This is a genomic window from Pseudomonas sp. GW821-FHT10C09 (assembly GCF_059415465.1).
This window is the reverse complement of sequence record NZ_JBWKNG010000028.1, coordinates 68,002-87,456: the sequence shown is the minus strand read 5'-3', so window position 1 is coordinate 87,456 and position 19,455 is coordinate 68,002. Positions and strand designations below refer to the sequence as shown.

At 60.4% G+C, this 19,455-nt stretch carries 17 protein-coding genes and 1 riboswitch; of the genes, 7 read left to right on the top strand and 10 right to left on the bottom strand.

Annotation, left to right across the window (positions count from 1 at the left end; translation table 11 throughout):
• Nucleotides 1–419 (top strand): calcium-binding protein (locus AC07N8_RS25265; RefSeq protein WP_495065929.1); only part of this gene is annotated, 419 nt, incomplete at its 5' end.
• A gap of 81 nt (nucleotides 420–500) precedes the next feature.
• Here AC07N8_RS25265 and AC07N8_RS25260 read toward each other — a convergent pair.
• From AC07N8_RS25260 to AC07N8_RS25240, 5 genes are all read right to left on the bottom strand, one after another.
• Entirely contained in the window at nucleotides 501–3,239 is a 2,739-nt protein-coding gene (locus AC07N8_RS25260) for a winged helix-turn-helix domain-containing protein (protein WP_493146196.1), read from the bottom strand.
• A gap of 352 nt (nucleotides 3,240–3,591) precedes the next feature.
• Nucleotides 3,592–4,956, bottom strand: a complete 1,365-nt coding sequence (locus tag AC07N8_RS25255) for a DUF1329 domain-containing protein (RefSeq protein ID WP_483842830.1) — start codon at nucleotides 4,954–4,956, stop codon at nucleotides 3,592–3,594.
• A 28-nt stretch (nucleotides 4,957–4,984) separates the two neighbouring features.
• Nucleotides 4,985–6,886 (bottom strand): DUF1302 domain-containing protein, encoded by a 1,902-nt coding sequence (locus AC07N8_RS25250; protein ID WP_483842829.1) that lies wholly within the window; start codon nucleotides 6,884–6,886, stop codon nucleotides 4,985–4,987.
• 337 nt (nucleotides 6,887–7,223) lie between these two features.
• A complete protein-coding gene (locus AC07N8_RS25245) occupies nucleotides 7,224–8,906 on the bottom strand; it encodes a fatty acid--CoA ligase (protein WP_483842828.1) in 1,683 nt (560 codons plus the stop codon).
• Between the two features lie 153 nt (nucleotides 8,907–9,059).
• Nucleotides 9,060–9,689 (bottom strand): LysE family translocator, encoded by a 630-nt coding sequence (locus AC07N8_RS25240; RefSeq protein WP_109787839.1) that lies wholly within the window; start codon nucleotides 9,687–9,689, stop codon nucleotides 9,060–9,062.
• Nucleotides 9,690–9,952: 263 nt separating this feature from the next.
• On the opposite strand from AC07N8_RS25240, the gene AC07N8_RS25235 reads away from it, so the two are divergent.
• The 3 genes from AC07N8_RS25235 (at nucleotide 9,953) to AC07N8_RS25225 (ending at nucleotide 12,788) form a co-directional block, all read left to right on the top strand.
• Entirely contained in the window at nucleotides 9,953–10,918 is a 966-nt protein-coding gene (locus tag AC07N8_RS25235) for a 2-hydroxyacid dehydrogenase (RefSeq protein WP_483842827.1), read from the top strand.
• A 33-nt stretch (nucleotides 10,919–10,951) separates the two neighbouring features.
• Entirely contained in the window at nucleotides 10,952–11,950 is a 999-nt protein-coding gene (locus tag AC07N8_RS25230) for a methyltransferase (protein WP_493146199.1), read from the top strand.
• 40 nt (nucleotides 11,951–11,990) lie between these two features.
• Nucleotides 11,991–12,115, top strand: a riboswitch (yybP-ykoY riboswitch).
• A gap of 91 nt (nucleotides 12,116–12,206) precedes the next feature.
• On the top strand, nucleotides 12,207–12,788 hold the full coding sequence (locus tag AC07N8_RS25225) for a TMEM165/GDT1 family protein (RefSeq protein WP_027925988.1): 582 nt from the start codon (nucleotides 12,207–12,209) through the stop codon (nucleotides 12,786–12,788).
• Nucleotides 12,789–12,912: 124 nt separating this feature from the next.
• Here AC07N8_RS25225 and AC07N8_RS25220 read toward each other — a convergent pair whose 3' ends face one another.
• Nucleotides 12,913–13,728, bottom strand: coding sequence for a M48 family metallopeptidase (locus AC07N8_RS25220; RefSeq protein WP_483842825.1), 816 nt, complete (start codon nucleotides 13,726–13,728; stop codon nucleotides 12,913–12,915).
• Nucleotides 13,729–13,941: 213 nt separating this feature from the next.
• On the opposite strand from AC07N8_RS25220, the gene AC07N8_RS25215 reads away from it, so the two are divergent.
• Nucleotides 13,942–16,083 (top strand): methyl-accepting chemotaxis protein, encoded by a 2,142-nt coding sequence (locus AC07N8_RS25215; protein WP_495065928.1) that lies wholly within the window; start codon nucleotides 13,942–13,944, stop codon nucleotides 16,081–16,083.
• 106 nt (nucleotides 16,084–16,189) lie between these two features.
• Here AC07N8_RS25215 and AC07N8_RS25210 read toward each other — a convergent pair whose 3' ends face one another.
• Genes AC07N8_RS25210 through AC07N8_RS25200 form a run of 3 tightly spaced genes read right to left on the bottom strand, consistent with a single transcriptional unit; the run spans nucleotide 16,190 to nucleotide 17,304 of the window.
• Nucleotides 16,190–16,813, bottom strand: a complete 624-nt coding sequence (locus AC07N8_RS25210; RefSeq protein WP_027925985.1) for an SOS response-associated peptidase — start codon at nucleotides 16,811–16,813, stop codon at nucleotides 16,190–16,192.
• A gap of 35 nt (nucleotides 16,814–16,848) precedes the next feature.
• Complete coding sequence (locus AC07N8_RS25205; protein WP_123435102.1) at nucleotides 16,849–17,109, bottom strand: putative signal transducing protein; 261 nt, start codon at nucleotides 17,107–17,109, stop codon at nucleotides 16,849–16,851.
• Nucleotides 17,110–17,121: 12 nt separating this feature from the next.
• Nucleotides 17,122–17,304, bottom strand: a complete 183-nt coding sequence (locus AC07N8_RS25200; protein ID WP_007947091.1) for a CPXCG motif-containing cysteine-rich protein — start codon at nucleotides 17,302–17,304, stop codon at nucleotides 17,122–17,124.
• A gap of 142 nt (nucleotides 17,305–17,446) precedes the next feature.
• Between AC07N8_RS25200 and AC07N8_RS25195 the strand changes: the two genes are divergently transcribed.
• Nucleotides 17,447–18,610 carry a 1-acyl-sn-glycerol-3-phosphate acyltransferase gene (locus AC07N8_RS25195; protein ID WP_483842824.1) on the top strand — a complete coding sequence of 388 codons (1,164 nt, stop codon included), beginning with the start codon at nucleotides 17,447–17,449 and terminating at the stop codon, nucleotides 18,608–18,610.
• Between the two features lie 139 nt (nucleotides 18,611–18,749).
• On the opposite strand, the gene AC07N8_RS25190 is transcribed toward AC07N8_RS25195, so the two are convergent.
• The gene (locus tag AC07N8_RS25190; protein WP_123435105.1) at nucleotides 18,750–19,028 is read right to left on the bottom strand and encodes a hypothetical protein; all 279 of its coding nucleotides are present in this window, start codon (nucleotides 19,026–19,028) and stop codon (nucleotides 18,750–18,752) included.
• A gap of 194 nt (nucleotides 19,029–19,222) precedes the next feature.
• Between AC07N8_RS25190 and AC07N8_RS25185 the strand changes: the two genes are divergently transcribed.
• A complete protein-coding gene (locus AC07N8_RS25185) occupies nucleotides 19,223–19,429 on the top strand; it encodes a hypothetical protein (RefSeq protein WP_483842823.1) in 207 nt (68 codons plus the stop codon).
• Nucleotides 19,430–19,455 lie beyond the last annotated feature (26 nt).

Sequence of the window (19,455 nt, the reverse complement as noted above, 5' to 3'; positions counted from 1 at the left end):
TGGGCACCGGGGCGTTTAGCGTCACCGGCAACAGCCTGAACAACACCTTGATCGGCAACGCCGACAGCAACACGCTCAACGGCGGCACAGGCTCGGATTTCCTCACCGGTGGCGCCGGCGCTGACAAGTTCGTGTTCAGCAGCGTCAGCGACATGGGCACTGGCAGCAACCGCGACGTCGTTACCGACTTCAGCACCTTGCAGGGTGACAAGATCGATCTGTCGCAGTTCGATGCCAATCTGCAGCTCAATGGCTTCAACGGCTTTACCTTCGTCGGTTCCGGAGATTTTACCGGCGCCGGGCAGCTGCGATTCGTCGATCACGCGCTGTCGGGTAACGTCAGCGGCAACGCGGGTGCCGACTTTGAAATCCAACTGGTCGGTGTAAACACCTTTAGCGCCAACGACTTGATGGCGTGACTGTTTAACTCACCTGAACAAACAAAAACGCCCCGACTGGTTCGGGGCGTTTTTGTTTTGAGGCAACCGCAAAGCTTTCGACTAGGCCAACACGCCCAACGTTTTCGCCCGGGCCACTGCTTGTGTACGCCGCTCAACCCCGAGCTTGCTGTTGATGTGGCTGGCGTGGGTCTTGACCGTGTGCAGCGAGATGAACAGTTGATCGCTGATTTGCTGGTTCGAACAACCTTGGGCAATCAGTCGCAGCACCGCCAGTTCACGGGCGCTCAGCTGTTCTGCGCCCGCACATGACTCCACGGCCGGGCGCACGGCCACGATCGGTAATTGTTCAGCAAGGTTCTGCGAAAAAGCAGTCTGGGGACAGAGTTGAAGTTGCCCACGCAGCCACTCCGGATGTTCGGCGAGCACCCCGTCGAACGGTTGCAAGACGCCACCGGCGGCAGCTTCCAGTGCCTGAGCCAGCGCCTTGCGGGCCTCGGGCTCGCGTCCGCTGGTCAATAACAAGGTCACTTTTTGAGTCAGCGCCATTGCACAGAGCAATTGCCGTCCGGTTTGCTGTCCATGCTCAAGCAACGCATTCAAGCGGCCCTCGGCGAGCATCGGTTGCCCTTGAATGACTTCCAGCAACGCCTGCTGTAATTCGATATGCAGCGGCAGCTGTGGATGAAACTCCGGCGGCGCTGCTGCGTGTTCGCCGTTGTAGGTCTGGCCCAGACGCGCCAGCCAGGCTTCGGCCAGGTCGGTGCGTCCCTGGGCCAGCCAGAGTTCGCATTTGACCAGAGTGATCATCGCCAGATAGTAAATCGGCGGCACGTCCCAGATGTGCATCAGCCGCTCGGCTTCGGCCAGCTCGGCGAAGGCTTTGGCGAACTCGCCGCTGTTGCCCTCAAGCCGGGCGATCACGCAATGGCCGAGCAACACGCTGATATCGCGACAGGCCCGTGCTTCACTCAAACCGGCTTGCAAGCGTGCCCGCGCGACCTGCGGTTGCAGCTGCATGGCCAGCAGGAAACCCTCATACATGGTCAAGCGGGCGCGTACGGCATAAAGCCGTTGTGGGGGCAGCCCTTGCAAGCGTTGCAGGCCTTGACGGACTTCTTGCAGCGAACGCAGGATTTCCCCGCGCGCTTGCAGCACACGGGCACGGTCATAATGAGCCAATGCTTCAAACAACGGATTGCCGACCCGCTGCGCCAATTCAAGCGACTCTCGGTTCAAATTGCGAGCGCGCCACAAATCACCGTCGGCGATGGCCAGGTTGGACAAGGTCGACAAGCACATCAGCCGTTGCCCGTAGCGTTTGGCCGGCAGGCTCTGCAGCGCTTCAGTGCAATAAAGAAGCGTCAGGTCGCGGTTGCCGCGCCCGCGAGCGATGATGCCGCTCAGGGCCAGCCACTGCGCCAGCATCGACTTCTGCGCGGTGGCCGAAGGGGCCGGCAGGAAGCGGCTCAAATGCGCAGCCAGTTCCTCGGCGGCGTCCAGTTGACAGGCCAGCCCCAGCGCCCAGCTGTAGAGCACGATCAACCTTGGGGTGCTGATCAGCAAACTGTCGGGCAGGTCCATTTTCCAGCGCAGCAACATGCCGACGTTTTGTTCGGCGAGCAGTTGTTCTTCGGAGAGGTTTTGCACCAGGTTGGCCGCAACGTCCAGATGCCCGGCGCGCAACGCCTGTTCCACCGCCTCATCGAGCAGCGCCTGTGCATTGAACCAGCGACATGCGCGCAAATGCAGGCTGGCCGCAGGCACTATCGTCTGCGCGGTGGGACGGGTGCGCAGCAGGTCGGAAAACAGATGGTGATAGCGATACCAGTGGCCGTGCTCGTCCAGTGGCACCAGGAACACTTGATGTGCCTGGAGGAAACGCAGGATTTCGGCACTGTCATGAGCTTCGCGAACCGCGTCGCAAAGTTCGCTGCAAAAACGTTCCTGAGGTGCCGTGTCGTAAAGGAACTGCTGCACTTCGGCCGGCAGGCAATCGATGACTTCTTCGAGCAAGTAATCACGAATCAGCCCTTCCCCACCGTGCAGCGACTGCGGCAATGCCCCGTCAGTGCCCGCCTCGGAGGCCGCCAGCAACCAGAATCGCAGCCCCGCGACCCAGCCTTCACTGCGTTGAATCAGGCTTTCCAGTGCCTCGCCACGCAATGAACTGCTGTGGCGATCAAGCAACGTGAGGGCTTCATCGTGGGTCAGTCGCAGGTCCTGCTCATGCAGTTCGAGCAGTTGGCGCGACAGGCGCAACCGGGCGAGGTGCCAGTCCGGGCGCTGCCGACTGGTGACCATGACCAGCAAGCCATCGGGCAAATGATTGAGGAAAAACTGCAGGCAACGATCGAGCACCGGGCCTTGCGCAAGATGGTAATCATCGAGCACCAGCAGCAAAGGCGTACTCGTCGACAGGTGAACGGCCAACTCGTCCAGCAACCCGTCCAGCCATTCTTCAAAAGCGAACGGCTGATGGCGCTGGCGCATTTTCAGTAGCCCCAGCGCCTGGCTGCCCAGTGTAGGAAAGTAATCCTGGAGCCCTTCGAGCAACCGCTCAAGGAACCGCCCCGGGTCGCTGTCTCGAGGACTCAACCCCAGCCAGAGGCTTTGCCAATGAGGCGGCAAGCCCTGACAGAACTCCACCGCCAATGAACTCTTGCCGAACCCGGCGGGTGCGCTGACCAGCAACAGCCTGCCACCGAGACCGGCACTCAGGCGCTCGCATAAACGAGGACGCAGCACATGGCCGTCGGGCAACGGGGGCCGAAAAAAGCGCCCGTCCAATGCGGCGATGGAAACGCTTGCGGGGCCCGGGGGTGGGGACAGATCAGTCATGGCCGGCTCTTGTTTGAATTGCGGATGGCGGCGTTGCAGATGTCCGCAGACTAGCGGTAAACGGATAGGGAATGAAGGTTATTGCTACAAATGGCTACAAAAAGTCTACAAGCAGAAGCGGCCGGGTCCGCGATACAGTTTTCCCTGGAGACCGGGTTGCCCCGTTCGCGAGCAGGCTCGCTCCCACATTCCACCGCATTCTTTCTGAAAGCACTGGGTTAAATGTGGGAGCGAGCCTGCTCGCGAACGGGGCCATAAAAGGCACCGAGTATTCATTGACCAAATGCCAGACAAAAAAACGCCCCGAACCAGTCGGGGCGTTTTCGAGGATGCGGCCTCTGCTCAGTACAGGTTAACGAACCCCGTCCTGACGCAGTGCTGCCGGTGTGAAGTCACTGGTGGTGGCGGTGAAGCCGAAGTCATACGCCTGCTTCTCTTCGTTCTTCATACCCAGCGCCAGGTAACGGCCCGATTGCAGGTCGTACAAGGTTTCCAGGGTGTACCACGGCACTTGCACGTTGTAGTACTGCTGGGAGTGAGCTTCCGCCACACGCCACAGCTGGTTACGACCGTCGTAGTGATCGATCACGGCGGCTTGCCAGGTGTCTTCGTCGATGTAGAAGTCACGTTTGGCGTAGATGTGACGCTGACCTTCCTTCAGGGTAGCCACGATGTGCCAGACACGGCGCAGCTCGTAACGGGTCAGGTCCTGGTTGATGTGACCAGCCTTGATGATGTCGGCGTACTTGAGGTTCGGCGAGTCGAGCTTGTAGCTGTCGGAGGCGATGTACATCTCTTTCTTGCCTTCGAGCTTCCAGTCGTAGCGATCCGGTGCACCGTTGAACATGTCCAGGTTGTCGGAGGTACGCAGGCCATCCGCCGCGGTACCTGGCCCGTCATAGGACACTTGTGGTGCACGACGCACACGACGCTGACCGGCGTTGTAGACCCACGCCGAACGCGGCTCCTTCACTTGGTCGAGGGTTTCGTGCACCAGCAGTACGCCACCGGCCAGACGTGCCGGCGCGGTCACTTTCTGCTTGAAGTAGAACAGGATGTTGCCCGGGTTTTTCGGGTCGTAGTCCTTCATCTTGTCGCGGAACACGAACTGGTCCTGGAAGTACACCAGGCTGAACGAGCCATTCGGCTGTGGCGTGGCCTGGGTCACCAGGCGGGTCACGCTACCACCGCGATAGCGGGTGATGTGGTTCCAGATGACTTCAACGCCGCTTTTCGGAATCGGGAACGGTACGGCAGTTTCGAAGTTTTCCAGGCCGTTGCCGCCGGACACGAGGGTCGTCGTGGTGGCGTTTTTCTTGATGGCGGCGAACACGTCATCCGGCACGGTGGAACCGCGATGGGACGGGTAAACCGGCATCTTGAAGGTTTCCGGGTAGCGCTTGAACATCGCGTACTGGCCCGGGGCGAGTTTCTCTTTGTACTGGTCGACGTTCTGCGCGGTGATGGTGAACAGCGGCTTTTCACTGGCGAACGGGTCGGACAGGAAACCCTTGCTGTCGACCGTGCCGGCATTTTTCGGCATGGGTTTCCAGGCCGGAATCGAACCGTCGGCGTTGCCCGCCATCTCGGCACCCATCGGCGTCAGGCTCTTGCCCAGTTTGTCGGCTTCGGCCGCAGGGACCGCCGCCATCACGCTGGTCGCCAGCAGCGAAAGCCCCAGAACACCGGCGTGGAACAGACTTTTTGTTATTTTCATATGTGTGTTCGTCCTGAATAAACAGTGCTTAGAAGTTCACGCCGACGCTGAGCGCAACAAAGTCGCGATCATCTACGGTGGTGTACTTGCCGTCGAAGAAGTTGGTGTAGGCCAGGCTCGCGGTGTAGGTGTTCTGGTATTCGGCATCGACGCCCAGGCTCACTGCTTTACGACCTTCTTCGAAGTTGCCGCCAGGGCCTGGCGAGTAACCGTTCACGTCGTGGGACCAGGCCACGTTCGGCTTGAGGTTCACGCCGGCGAACACGTCGTTGTATTCCCAGATTGCACGACCGCGGTAGCCCCACGAAGTCGCCGTAGTGAAGCCGTCGTTGTCGCAGTTGCGGCTGCGGTTGTTGGTGGCAGCGCCTGGACCGGCCCCGTTGATGGTGCTGGTGTTGAGTGCAACACAAGTGTCCGTGGCGCCAGAGGCAGGCAGACTGCCCGGACCGTAGACCGGGTCGCGGCCATAACGAACGTCGGAGGTACTTTCCAGGCCACCGACATGGGTCACGCCCACTTCACCGACCAGTGTAAGGCGGCTGGCGCCCATGACTTGATCGAAGAAGTGCGTCAGGGTGGTCTGGAACTGGGTGACCTCTTTACGACGATAACCGTTCAGGTCAGTGCCCGGTGCGGCGGACAGCAACGAAGCGTTGGTCAGCGGATTGTTCGCATTGCCATTGCCCAAAGGACGAATGCCGGCGAACAGAATGTCGGTGGAGTTCAACTGCACCGGTGCGTTCGGACGGTAGCTGATCTCACCGCTCCACGCCGTACCGGTAGGCAGGGTGGTGGAGAAGCTCAAGCCGTAGAGGCGAATGTCTTCAGGGTATTCGATGAAGTATTTCGAGTTACCCGCGACCAGCAACGGCCCCAGCGCCTGGAACGGGCCTGGCAATGCCGCCACGCCGTTGTAGACCGACTGTGGCGCACCCGTGGCGCTGAAAATTGGCGCACGGCTGTGGTAGTTCATGAAGTAGGCACCGAACTCGGTGTCCAGCGGGTCGAACATGTACTTGAAGGACGCGCCCCATTGGCCGCTGTCGCGTGCATCACGATCGCCGCCACGCTGGACCAGAACACCTTCTTCGTTGACGTTCACGCCATTGGCTGCCAACGGGCCCAGCGCAATGGCTGGAATCGTCGAGCGCTTGTTCAGCACGCGCAGGTTGTTGTCGCAACCGTCGGCGACGATGTCTGGCTGAGAGAAGAACGTGCCGCAGTTATCGACAACGGTCTGGTCCCATTCCAGCTGGTAGAACGCTTCGGCCGAGAGGTTTTCGGTCAGGCTCTGGGACACGTAGAACATGTTGACCGGGATCAGGCCTTCCTTGATCTCGGCACCCGGACGACGGAACGCGGACACGTCAATCGGGTTGATCGAGTTGATGCCGCCGCCGATGAAGGTACTTTCACCCCAGCTCACGACCTGCTTGCCCAGACGCACGGAGCCCGGCTGATCGGCAATGGCGTAGTTATGGTAGACGAAGGCGTCGAGGATTTGCCCGCCGGAGGACTTGGCGCCCTCTTTGCGACCGTCGTTTTCGACGTTCTTGTATTCCAGGTTGGTATCTTGCAGTGCGAAGTCGTACCAGTATTTGCCCCGGACAAACACGCCGGTATCGCCGTATTTCAATTCAAGGTCATGGATGCCCTTGAAGATCTTCGAGAACGCTTGCCCGCTCTTGAAGTTCAAGTGACCGTCATCGGAGGTCTGGGACAGGCCATGCCCGCCGTTGTTGACGCCGATCAGGTTCTTGTTCGGCTGTTGGGTCGAGACACTCATACCCAGGGACAGCGACGAGTCGAACTGACCTTCGATTTCACCAACGTTGAAACTGACGCCGAATGCAGGCCCGGCGAGCGAAGAGGCGAGACTGACCGCCAGGGGCAATTTCGCCCGGCGCCAGAACTTGTTTACTGATGTCATCGACGCTACTCCATGTGCATTATTGTTATGGCAGTGAGTACTTCTAAAAACGTTGTGGGTGACGGGGAGCCAAGGCGTCCCGAAGTCACTCCAAAATTGCATCGCCCCGTTTTGTGCGTTTGCTCCGTTCTTAAAAATCCTTGAGCGGACTATAGCCAGCAGGTAGTAGAGCTTGATCCCTCTAAAGTGTGATTTGCAGCTGCCGGCCACTCTGGAACAGTCCTTTCGCCAGTCCGACACATGTCGGCACGGCAAGGATGGCTGAAAATTCGGATTACACAAGCCAAGCGCTTGCTTGGTGGGGCTGGCGTGCCCTTTCGGGCACACCAGAGGACGCTTAAAGCGTCGAGAGGAACGCGCTGTTGTTGGCCTGCCATTCAGTGATGTCGAGGCGGATACGCTTCTTGTCGAGCTTGCCGACACTGGTCTTGGGAATTTCAGTAACAAGGGCAATCTGGCTAGGAATTGCCCACTTGCTCAGGTGCCCCAATTCCACGAATGGCTTGAGGTGTTCCTTGAGTTCCCGGGCCCCGATCTCATGCCCTTCGCGAAGCACCAGCAGGGCGAACGGGCGCTCGCCCCACTGCGGATCGGCGATGCCCACCACTGCTACTTCGCGTACCGCCACGTGGCGACTGATCAAGTCTTCGAGGTCCAGGGACGAGATCCACTCGCCACCGGTCTTGATCACGTCCTTGATGCGGTCACGGATGTCGATTACGCCCATGGCGTCCAGCGTCGCCACGTCGCCGGTATGCAGCCAGCCTCCGGACCAGAGCTCGGCGCCCTTCTGGGGTTCGTTGAAATAGCCTTCGGTAAGCCATGGCGCACGCAGCACGAGCTCGCCCTGGGTCTCACCATCGGCGGGCAGGAAATTGCCGTCTGTGTCGACGATCGCCGCCTCCACCAAGGGCCCCGGCACGCCGGCCTTGATGCGATAGGTGGTGCGTTCGTCTTCGCTGCCGGCCATTAATTCATCATTGAGGTGAGCACACGACACCAGCGGCCCGGTTTCCGACATGCCGTAAGCCGCCGTCAACTGGATGCCCTTGGCCTTGGCCGCTTCGTACAGCGTGCGGTTCAGCGCACTGCCGCCGATGACGATTTTCCAGCCGCCGAAATCCGTGCCTTGCGCCGCTTTGGCGTTGAGGATCATTTGCAAAATGGTCGGTACGCAGTGGGAAAAGGTGACCTTCTCCTTGCGCCACAGCTCCACCAGGTATTCCGGGTCATAACGGCCGGGATACACCTGCTTGAGCCCGAGCATGGTCGCCACATACGGCAACCCCCAGGCATGCACATGGAACATCGGGGTGATCGGCATGTACACGTCACTGGTCCCCAACAGGCGCACGCTGTCGATGGAACCCATGATGGTCGACACGCCCATGGTGTGCAGGACCAGTTGCCGGTGGGTGAAATACACACCCTTTGGATTACCGGTGGTACCGGTGGTGTAGAACGTGGTCGCGACGGAGTTTTCGTCGAAGTCCTGGAAGTCGTATTGCGCACTGGCTGCCGCCAGCAGCTGCTCGTACTCGCCGATCAGGTTCGGCAGGTCGGCGGTTTTTTCCGGCAGGTCGGTCAGCAGCAGGGTTTTCTCGACCGTGGTCAGGTGCCCGGCAATTGCCTGGTAAAGCCCCACGAACTCGCTGTTGACCAGCACAAAGCGGTCCTCGGCGTGGTTCATGGTGTAGAGGATCTGCTCCGGCGACAGGCGCACGTTGATGGTGTGAATCACCGCGCCGATCATCGGAATGGCGAACATGCATTCCAGGTAGCGATGGCTGTCCCAGTCCATCACCGCCACGGTATCCCCGGCCTTGACCCCGGCGGCCGTCAGCACATTGGCCAGCCGCGCGACCCGTTCAATCAGGGTCGGATAGCTGTAGCGCAACTGGTCGCGGTAAATGATCTCGCGGGTTTTCTCATAACGAGCGCCGGACATCAGCAGCCGCTTGATCAGCAGCGGATACTGGTAAGCGCCTTCGGCTGGGGGGATAACGCGAGTCTGCAACATATGAATCCCTTTTCTGGCTGCACGGTGTTGGCTGAATGAAAGCACTTTAGTGCCCTTCAATGTCAGCCAAATCAGCCAAAGGAATGATTTGCAGAGCCGTACAAATGCTAGCTTTGCGCCAGCATTTGCAGGATATCGAGGATCAAGCCGCTATCAATGCATCTCGGTGAACGCGAGTTTCACGCCGATGGCGATCAGCACCACGCCCATGGTGCGGTCAAACCAGTGGCCCATGCGGGCGAAACCGGCGCGCACACGCTGTTGGCTGAACAGCCGCGCCACCAGGCAAAACCACAACGCCGTCGCCGCCGCCAGATAAACCCCGTAACCGGCTTGCACCGCCAGCGGCGTATGCGGGTTGATGACCACGGTGAACAACGACAGGAAGAACAGCGTGGCTTTCGGGTTCAGGCCGTTGGTCACGAAACCGGAGGTGAAGGCGCCACGGGCGGTGCGCTCGCCGGCTTCCTTGTGCAAGTTGTCATCGACAGCCTTGGCCGGTTGCGCGCGCAGGGCCTTGTAGCCGATGTACAGCAGGTACGCGGCGGCGGCCCATTTGAGCGCGTTGAACAGCACGATCGATTGGGACACGATCAAGCCAATGCCGAGCAGCGAATAGCCGACGTGCAGGAAAATGGCGGTGCCGACGCCCAGCGCCGTCCAGGTGCCGGCACGCCGACCGTGCGTCACGCTTTCACGCACCACCACGGCAAAGTCCGGGCCGGGGCTGGCCACGGCGAGCAAGTGAATCAGGGCAACGGTCAAGAACTCTGTCCAGTACATGGGGGCTCCTTTGGGGCAATCGAAAGAAAAAAATCTGTAGCGAACTATTCATCTGTGGCGAGGGGGCTTGCCCCCGTTCGGCTGCGCAGCAGTCGTAAACCTGTCCACTCACCGGTGCCGGAAAAAGGGCCGCTACGCGACCCAACGGGGGCAAGCCCCCTCGCCACAGGTTTTGAGCCAGCCCTGCCAATGGGTAACCATTTGTTTCATCTGGTAGGCTCGGCAGATTACGCCTTCAGTTCAATGCACAAAAGGTACAGTTGATGACGAACTCTCGCCGCGCCGTTTTCCTCGACCACCCGTCCCTGGACCTCGGCGACCTCGACCTCAGTCCGCTGCGTGATTGCTTTGATGACTTGCAGCTGTTTGCGCAAACCCTGCCAGAACAAGTGATCGAGCGCCTCAAAGGCGCCACGGTGGCCATCAGCAACAAGATCCTGATCAACGCCGACGCCATCGCCGCCAGCCCCGACCTGAAGCTGATCCTGATCACTGCCACCGGCACCAACAACGTCGATCTCGCCGCCGCCCGCGCCCATGGCGTTACCGTTTGCAACTGCCAGGGTTACGGCACGCCGTCGGTGGCGCAGCACACGATCATGTTGCTGCTTAACCTCGCGACACGCCTGGCCGACTATCAAAAAGCCGTGGGCGAAGGTCGCTGGCAGCAGGCGAAACAGTTCTGCCTGCTCGATTACCCGATTGTCGAACTGGAAGGTAAAACCCTCGGCCTACTCGGCCATGGCGAACTCGGCGGAGCCGTCGCACGGCTGGCCGAAGCGTTCGGTATGCGCGTGCTACTGGGTCAGATCCCGGGGCGCCCTGCCCGGCCAGATCGTTTGCCACTGGATCAATTGCTGCCGCAGATTGACGCCCTCACCCTGCACTGCCCGCTCAACGAACACACCCGCCACTTCATCGGCGCCCGTGAACTGGCTTCGATGAAACCCGGCGCCTTTGTGGTCAATACCGCGCGCGGTGGATTGATCGATGAACAAGCACTGGCCGATGCCCTGCGCAACGGTCATCTGGGCGGCGCCGCCACGGATGTGCTGAGCGTCGAGCCACCGACCGCAGGCAATCCTTTGCTGGCTGCTGACATCCCACGGTTGATCGTGACCCCGCACAACGCCTGGGGCAGTCGCGAAGCACGGCAGCGAATCGTGGGGCAGCTGACCGAAAACGCGCAGGCATTCTTCAGCGGTACAGCGCTACGGGTCGTCAGTTGATAAACTGCCGCACTTTTTTTCAAGGAGCAGAGTATGGATCCGCGCAGTGAAGTACTGCTTCGTCAGCCCGAGTTATTCCAGGGGTCGGTGTTGTTGGCCGGTTTGCCCGCCGACGATCTGCTGGGCCGACTGCCCGCTGCCCACGGTTGGTGCTGGCATGCCGGCGACCAGGCCGCGCTGGACGCCCGTTTCGCCGAGCGCAGCCATTTTGGCGTGGACGCCCCCGAGCGAGAGTTTGAAACCGCCGTGGTGTTTTTGCCCAAGTCCAAGGACCTGACCGACTACATCCTCAACGCCCTCGCCTCGCGCCTGGCCGGTCGCGAGCTGTATCTGGTCGGTGAAAAACGCAGCGGCATCGAAGGCGCCGCCAAACAACTGAACCCGTTCGGCAAGCCACGCAAGCTCGACAGTGCCCGTCATTGCCAACTCTGGCTCGTCACCGTGGCCAACGCGCCAGAAGCCAAGTCGCTGGAAAGCCTGGCGCAGACCTACGAATTGCCACTGGCCGAAGGGCCATTGAAAGTCATCAGCCTGCCTGGGGTGTTCAGCCACGGTCGACTGGATCGCGGCAGCGCACTGCTGCTGGAGCATCTGGACAAGCTGCCGAGCGGCCACTTGCTGGACTTCGGTTGTGGCGCGGGCGTTTTGGGCGCCGCGGTGAAGCGTCGTTATCCGCACAATCAGGTCACCTTGCTCGACGTCGATGCGTTCGCCGCCGCCAGCAGTCGCCTGACCCTGGCTGCCAACGGTCTGGAAGCCGACGTGATTACCGGTGACGGGATCGACGCTGCACCGATGGGTTTGAGTGCGATTTTGAGCAACCCGCCGTTCCATGTCGGCGTTCATACCGATTACTTCGCCACAGAGAACTTGCTGCGAAAAGCGGCCAAACATCTGAAAAATGGCGGCGAACTGCGCTTGGTCGCCAACAGCTTCCTGAAGTACCAGCCGCTGATCGAAGAGCACCTCGGCGTGTGCGCAATCAAGGCCGAGGGACAGGGTTTCAGAATCTACCGGGCCAAACGCGGCTGACAAATAAGTGCTTGCCTAACGGATTTTGCCTAGGCAGAATCCGCTCCGTCCTAGGGGAGTAGTCTCCCACGAGCGCCATGCTCGTCCGGCATACGTCAACATACTTGGTCCTCAGACCATGGCGTATGCGACCCAAGCGTCCGCATCAGACGGTTCGCAGGGTTTGACAAGACCTATGACACGAACACCTTACCCGGGGCGGGAAGGCTGTACGTGTCATAGCCGTGTCGACCCGCCCCTTAGGAAAACCCTGATGATGCTGGATTCACTTCTCGTTCCTACCGCAATCGTTGCCTTGGCCGAAATCGGCGACAAGACGCAACTGCTCGCGCTCATTCTCGCTGCCCGCTTCCGCAAGCCATGGCCGATCATCGCCGGCATCGTCGCCGCGACCTTGGCCAACCACGCGGCCGCCGGTGCGGTCGGTGCCTGGTTCGGCAGCTTCTTCTCGAATGCGACATTGCACTGGATCCTGGCTGCCAGCTTCACCGCGACTGCGTTGTGGACCCTGGTGCCGGACAAGATGGACGACGACGTCAGCACCGCGCGCAAGTTCGGGCCTTTCCTGACCACGTTGATTGCGTTCTTCCTGGCGGAAATGGGTGACAAGACCCAGGTCGCCACCGTGATGCTGGCGGCGCAATACCCGGATCTGTGGCTGGTCATCATCGGCACCACCGCCGGCATGCTGATTGCCAACGTACCGGTGGTACTGGCCGGTAACTTTGCGGCGGACAAACTGCCATTGACCCTGATCCGTCGACTGGCGGCGTCGGCGTTCTTCATCCTGGCAATTGTTGCGGTGTACAAGGCGATGCAGAGCAGCGGTTGGGTTTAACCCGGTAGACCGCGTTATCGTTCTTCGCGAGCAGGCTCGCTCCCACACTGGATTTGTGATCGACACTAACCCTTGTGGGAGCGAGCCTGCTCGCGAAGAGGCCCTCACCGGCGATACAAAAACCTCAGGATTTACGCGCGTTCTCATACAACGGCATCACCTTCGGAATCGCCCCTTGCAACGCCGCGGTCCGACTGCTGGAAGACGGGTGAGTGCTGAGAAACTCCGGTGGCGCCCCCTCGTCAGCCTTGCTCATTTTCTCCCACAGAGTGATCGCCGCATTCGGGTTGTAACCCGCACGCGCTGCCAGCTCCAGGCCGATCAGGTCGGCTTCGTTTTCATTGGTACGGCTGTTGGGCAAGGTCATCAACAGGTTTACGCCGTTATTTCCCACCTCGACAATCGACGCCGGTGCACCTGCCGCTATCGCCACTTGCTGCGCGATATTCAATCCATAGGATTTGGAGAGCGCTTCACGGCCGTGCTCGCGCAAGGCGTGGGCGATTTCATGCCCCATCACCGCGGCCAGTTCGTCGTCAGTCAGTTGCAGCTTGTCGATCAGCCCGGTGTACACAATGATCTTGCCGCCAGGACCGCAGTTGGCGTTCAGGTCATCGCTCTTGATCAGATTGACCTCCCACTGCCATTGCGCCGCATCCGGGCGAAACGTTGGCGCCTGGGCAATAAGTCGATCGGCAATCGCCTGTACGCGCGCGGCTTCGGTACTGGTCTTGTCGAGGATGTTTTTGCTGCTCGCATCCCCCAGGGTCTGCTTGTAATCCTGCGCGTAGGCTTGATTGACCTGTGCGCTCGACAACAATGTGGTCATGTGTTGCTGGCGAACGACACCCACTTCACCCGCACTGGTCGTGTTGACGGTCTCACAGCCGTTAAGTAGCAAGGCCGAGCTCAACACGCACGCCACCAGAGACTTGTTCATCACCGCACTCCTGTAAAGCCGTTACCCGACTCGGGACGACGGCAGTAGCAAAAAATTCATACAGCACTGACTGCCCTGCCGCACAAAGGTTCGGCACCTTTCTGATTGCGACACGGGCACGTCCAAAACAGTCATTTGGCCTGCCCCCGCTCATGGCTGTCCGCCCCGCTGCCGATACACCAGCGCAGACGTCCTCTTGCGTGCGGAGCACCCATGAAATTCAAGTCGATCCAGTTTTCCGTGGCCGCCCTCGCCGGCGCCATCGTTCTCAGCGTAGTCGCAGCGTTAGTGCTGTACGCGCTATTTTCCGGCGCACGAACGCAAGACATGGTCCAGCAACGGACCCAGGCACAATTCGAGCAAGTCATCGAGCAGCGCCTGACGTCCCTGGCGCAAACCCAGGTCAGCCAGATCCAGCGTGAACTCGAAGCGCCGCTGCTGATTGCCGGCGGACTGGTGCGGGTCAACGCCCTGATCGGCACGCCGGGGCCCGATGGCCAGCCGCAGCTGAATGTGAGCCGCGAGCAGTTGATCAGCCTGATCAAGGAAAACGTCGCCAAGAACCCGAAGATCCTCGGCACTTACATCGGCTGGGAAAAGAACGCCCTCGACCACAACGATGCCGCCTACGTCGACACCAAAGTGACCGGCATCGACGCCAGCAACGGACGCTTCCTGCCGTGGTGGTTCCGCAACGATGACGGCACCCTCGGCCTGGACAAACTGGTGGACGTCGACGACCAGAAAACCCTGTCCACCGGCGTGCGCGCCAGCGAGTACTACCTGTGCTCCAAGGAAACCAAAAAATCCTGCGTGATCGATCCGGCGCCCTACAAGGTCGGCGACAAAATCGTCATGCTCGCCTCCTTTATTGAACCGATCATGCTCAATGGCGCCTTCCAGGGCATCGTCGGCGCGGACCTGTCGGTGAACTTCATTCAGGAAATGCTCCTCGGCGCGAACCAGAAACTGTACAGCGGCGCAGGGGAAATGGCCTTGATCGGCGGTAACGGCCGGATCGTCGCCTACACCAAAGACCCGAGCAAATTCGGCGAGAAGGTCAGCGACATCCTCGACAGCCAGCAGATCGCCAACATGAGCAATCTCAAGCGCGGCGAAGTGACCTACACCGTTGACAAGGCCCACGACCGGATCGAGCTGTACCTGCCGTTCGGCATCGGCCAGACCGACGCGCGCTGGACCCTGATGCTGCAATTGCCGCTGAACGCGGTGATGGCCGACCTGCAAAAACTCCAGGGCGACCTCAACGCCCAACGCAAATCCGACACCTTCGGCATGGCCATGGTCGGCTTGTTGATCGCCGGTATCGGCTTGCTGGTGATCTGGCTGGTAGGCCACGGCATCGCCCGGCCGCTCAAGCAAATGGTCGCCATGCTCGACGACATTGCCAAAGGCGAAGGCGACCTGACGCGCCGCCTGACCAGTGATCGCGCTGACGAACTGGGCTCGATTGCCAAAGGCTTCAACACGTTCCTCGCCAAGTTGCAGGCGATGATCACCCAAGTCGTGACGTCGGTGCAGAGTGTCAGCGATTCGTCGGAACACACCGCCGACATCGCCATCCGCACCAACATCGGCGTGCAGAAGCAAATGGCCGAGATCGATCAGGTGGCCACGGCGGTGCATGAAATGACCGCCACCGCCCAGGACGTGGCGCGCAACGCAACCCAGGCTGCGCAAGCCGCCAGCCATGCCGACCAGGCAGCGGCGCAGGGCATGCAGATCGTGCGGGACACCTCGAATTCGATTGGCGTGCTGGCCGTGGAAATCGGCAAGGCTGTAGGTGTGGTGCAAACCCTGGCCAAGGACAGCGAAAACATCAACGCGATCCTCACGGCCATTCGCGGGATCGCCGAGCAGACCAACCTGCTGGCCCTGAACGCGGCCATCGAAGCGGCCCGCGCCGGTGAACAGGGCCGTGGTTTTGCGGTGGTGGCCGATGAGGTGCGCAACCTGGCGCAGAAAACCCAGAAGGCCACCGAAGAAATCCAGACCATGATCCAGCAACTGCAACAAGGCACCCGCGACGTGGTACGGGTCATGGAAGACAGCCAGAACCGCACGGACGAAAGCGTGCAGCACGCGGCGAAAGCCGCCGAGGCGCTGGAGACGATTACTCAGGCGGTGTCGGTGATCAACGACATGAACACGCAGATTGCCAGCGCGGCCGAGGAGCAGAGCGCAGTGGCGGATGACATCAACCGTAATGTGATCAACATTGGGCAAGTGGCCAATGAAGTGGCGGGCGGCGCGGATGAATCGAGCGCGGCGAGTGCGGACCTGACCAAGCTGGCTGAACAGCAGCGGCGGTTGATCAATCAGTTCAAGGTTTGATCCGAAGGCCCCTTCGCGAGCAGGCTCGCTCCCACAAGGGATTTGTGAACGACACAGATCCAATGTGAGCGAGCCTGCTCGCGAAGAAGCCAGCCCAGACAACGCATCAACCCGGGGTCAGGCACTCCGGCGCATTCAGCTTCGGATCATTCACCAGGTTCGCCAACACCCGCTCGCGCAATGCCGCCGGTTCACTGGCAAGCAAGGCCTGCAAGGTATGCAACGGCGTCTCGGGATCGAGCCACGCCGCCTGCCCCGCCTCATCCAGAATCAATGGCCGACGCTGACTCGCCGCCGGTTGCGTGATCACCGCCGTGCTCAGCCATACCTGCTCCTGCACCGGGTACGCTTCCCAGATCGCGGCAAAAAAAAGCGAAGAACCCTCCCCCGGCGTCAGCCAGTAAGGGCGCTTGCGCGTGGTCCCGCGCCATTCATAGAAACCGTTGGCCGGCAGCAGGCAGCGACGCTCACGAAAGGCCTGGCGAAACATCGGTTGCTCGGCAACCGTTTCCGCCCGGGCATGGGCCGGGGTGCGGGACAGGTCGGTCAGCCACGGTGGCGTCAGGCCCCAGCGGGCGCGGGCCAGCTCACGCTGGCCGTCTGCACCGGCACGCAGCATCAACACCGAATCGTTGGGGGAAATATTCCACTGGGCCTGCTGATCGGCGGGGAAACCGGGCAGGGCCGCGAAGGCGGGGTTCCAGCGAAACAGGGCATAACGTCCACACATGGGGCAACACGACTCTGAATAAAACGAACGCCAGCCTAACAGACCAGCGTGCCGGGAAAGCTTTCCGGTTCATCGCCGGGCAGCGGCAGCGCGGCATTGTACGCGGTGATCAGCTCACGGGCGTATTCGGCCTGGTCGTTATCCACCGACAAACCCAACAGGCCGAAGATCGGCAGTTCACCGGTGCCGCCGAGCAAATCGCGCCCCACCAGATGCGCCTCGACGCCCTCGCTGGCCAGCATGCTTTGCAGTAACTCGCCTTCCATCAGGTTTTCTGGCTCGTAGATTCGCTGCATCGGGTGCCCCTTTCATTCGTTTTCACTGTGAACTTCGAGCATCCATTCCTGACCGTCGGTCTGCAGGACAAACGTTATTGGCCGACAACACACCGGACAATCCTCGATATAGGTCTGATCGCCTCCGGACAAATCCAGTACCGCCTCTGCTTCTTCACCACAATACGGACATTCGTAGCGCTCGGTTTCCAGCATCGCGGTCTCCCAGGTGACTTGTGCGTATAATCGCCGGTCTATTTGCAGGGCTATTTTTGTCTGGCTATTTTTTCAGACCGTGCCCCGCCGGTTTTTGATCAAAACCTTTACTTACCCTAGCCGTTTCTAACAAGAGAGCATGATGGGCGAATTCGATGCCATCCGACCTTACAACGACAGCGAAGTCCCAGCGGTACTGGACAGGTTGCTTGGTGACAAGGCGTTTCTAGATATCCTCATCCACTTCCGCTTCCCGCGTTTTGCCGGTGCTTTCGGCTGGATGCTCAAACCTCTTATAGCTCATCGGCTGCGCCGCGAGTTCGCGGGCGTGCATTCGGTGGCCACGTTGCAGGACAAGGTCGAGATGTACGTCGACCACACCATCGAACGCGCCACAGACGGTGTCACCTACACCGGCGTCGAGCAATTCAAGTCCGGCAGCGCCTACCTGTTCATCGCCAACCACCGCGACATCGTGATGGACCCGGCCTTCGTCAACTACGCCGTGTACCACGCCGGCCTGCCGACACCGCGCATTGCCATTGGCGACAACCTGCTGCAAAAGCCTTTCGTCAGCGACCTGATGCGCCTGAACAAGAGTTTCATCGTGCACCGTTCGATCACCGGTCGGCGCGAGAAGATGGCGGCTTATCAACTGTTGTCGGCCTACATCAACCACTCGATCCGCAACGATTGCGCGTCGATCTGGATCGCCCAGGCTGAAGGCCGGGCGAAGGACGGCGACGACCGTACCGAGTCGGCCATCCTCAAGATGTTCCACATGAGCCGCAAGGACGAGCCGTTCGGCGAAGTCATTCAATCGCTGAATCTCACCCCGGTGTCGATCAGCTACGAATACGACCCGTGCGATCAGGCCAAGGCACGAGAATTGTTCATCCGCGCCACCACCGGCAGCTACACCAAAGTGCCGGGCGAGGACGATGTGAGCATTGCCAAGGGCATCACCGGCTACAAGGGCCGGGTCCACGTGAACTTCGCCGCGCCGATCACCGAGCTGTTCGAAGACACCAAGCTATTGGCGGTCGAGATGGACAAGCAAATCCTCGGTGGCTATCGCCTGTTCCCGGTGCATTACCTGGCCTACGCCCAATGGAAAGACGCCGACCCGCAATTGCAGGTGCCCAAGGCGTCTGAAGTATTTGCGGCCGACGAACTGGCCAAGGCGCAGGAAGAATGGAACAAGCGCCTGGAGGGCTGCCCCGAGGAACATCGTCCGTTCCTGGTGCTGCAATATGCGACGCCGGTGCGCAATCAGTACCGGGTGAAGGCCGGGTTGCCGCTGTAAGGCTTCAGACTGGATACGACAACGGCGCCCTTGTGGCGAGGGGGCTTGCCCCCGTTGGGTTGCGAAGCGACCCCAAGCAGGGACCGCTGCGCAGTCCAACGGGGGCAAGCCCCCTCACCACAGATCCCATGTCAGACATTCAGACCCGCGTGCTGATCCACGACACCAGCAACGCCAGCCCCAGGCAGGCGAAACCGAAGCGATAGAAAAAGCGGTTCATGCGCAAGGTCGCCCAGTCCAGGGTCGGTTCGACGTTGGGCTGGCTCTGGCGCTGGGACACGATACTGGCCATGGCGCGTTGTTCGCGGCGACGAGTGGCGTGCAGCAGCCAACTGCCGGGGAAGGCCAGCAGCAGGGCCAGCAGATTGACCAGTTTGGCGGGATGGGCGGTAAACAGCGTCATCAAATGCAGCGACATCACGGACCTCAAACAAAACAGGTGTGGCAGGCGCCGAACCGACGACTGCGGCGCGGATTCTACCGAATGCCTCCCCTCCTGCACCCGCTTTACGACAAATAACTGACCATTTGGCAGATTCCTGACCTGAGTCACAGCTTCGTCATCTGAATCCGTCAGTCTCCCGCCCCACGAAAACAGACACGGATATCGTCATGCTTCACGCTGAAAACCAGGATCGCCTGTACCTCATTGCCCCGAGCGACGAACAACAAAACCTTGTGGGAAGCCTCGCCTTCAATGTTCAGGACCGTCACTGGCTGGTGTATTGCGCACTGGGCGGGCATCAACATGCGGATTTGCCTGAGACGGATTTGCTGACCGGGGTGAGTGTGCTGGACTTCTACTGCGAAGCTGCCTGACACCCCCACATTTCCTGTGGGTGTAC

Coding starts and splice junctions, on each gene's coding strand:
- AC07N8_RS25195 (WP_483842824.1), top strand. CDS start 17,447: ATGGGCGAATTCGATGCCATCCGACCTTACAACGACAGCGAAGTCCCA.
- AC07N8_RS25200 (WP_007947091.1), bottom strand. CDS start 17,304: ATGCTGGAAACCGAGCGCTACGAATGTCCGTATTGTGGTGAAGAAGCA.
- AC07N8_RS25245 (WP_483842828.1), bottom strand. CDS start 8,906: ATGTTGCAGACTCGCGTTATCCCCCCAGCCGAAGGCGCTTACCAGTAT.
- AC07N8_RS25210 (WP_027925985.1), bottom strand. CDS start 16,813: ATGTGTGGACGTTATGCCCTGTTTCGCTGGAACCCCGCCTTCGCGGCC.
- AC07N8_RS25220 (WP_483842825.1), bottom strand. CDS start 13,728: ATGAACAAGTCTCTGGTGGCGTGCGTGTTGAGCTCGGCCTTGCTACTT.
- AC07N8_RS25235 (WP_483842827.1), top strand. CDS start 9,953: ATGACGAACTCTCGCCGCGCCGTTTTCCTCGACCACCCGTCCCTGGAC.
- AC07N8_RS25250 (WP_483842829.1), bottom strand. CDS start 6,886: ATGACATCAGTAAACAAGTTCTGGCGCCGGGCGAAATTGCCCCTGGCG.
- AC07N8_RS25190 (WP_123435105.1), bottom strand. CDS start 19,028: ATGTCGCTGCATTTGATGACGCTGTTTACCGCCCATCCCGCCAAACTG.
- AC07N8_RS25225 (WP_027925988.1), top strand. CDS start 12,207: ATGCTGGATTCACTTCTCGTTCCTACCGCAATCGTTGCCTTGGCCGAA.
- AC07N8_RS25230 (WP_493146199.1), top strand. CDS start 10,952: ATGGATCCGCGCAGTGAAGTACTGCTTCGTCAGCCCGAGTTATTCCAG.
- AC07N8_RS25205 (WP_123435102.1), bottom strand. CDS start 17,109: ATGCAGCGAATCTACGAGCCAGAAAACCTGATGGAAGGCGAGTTACTG.
- AC07N8_RS25255 (WP_483842830.1), bottom strand. CDS start 4,956: ATGAAAATAACAAAAAGTCTGTTCCACGCCGGTGTTCTGGGGCTTTCG.
- AC07N8_RS25260 (WP_493146196.1), bottom strand. CDS start 3,239: ATGACTGATCTGTCCCCACCCCCGGGCCCCGCAAGCGTTTCCATCGCC.
- AC07N8_RS25215 (WP_495065928.1), top strand. CDS start 13,942: ATGAAATTCAAGTCGATCCAGTTTTCCGTGGCCGCCCTCGCCGGCGCC.
- AC07N8_RS25240 (WP_109787839.1), bottom strand. CDS start 9,689: ATGTACTGGACAGAGTTCTTGACCGTTGCCCTGATTCACTTGCTCGCC.
- AC07N8_RS25185 (WP_483842823.1), top strand. CDS start 19,223: ATGCTTCACGCTGAAAACCAGGATCGCCTGTACCTCATTGCCCCGAGC.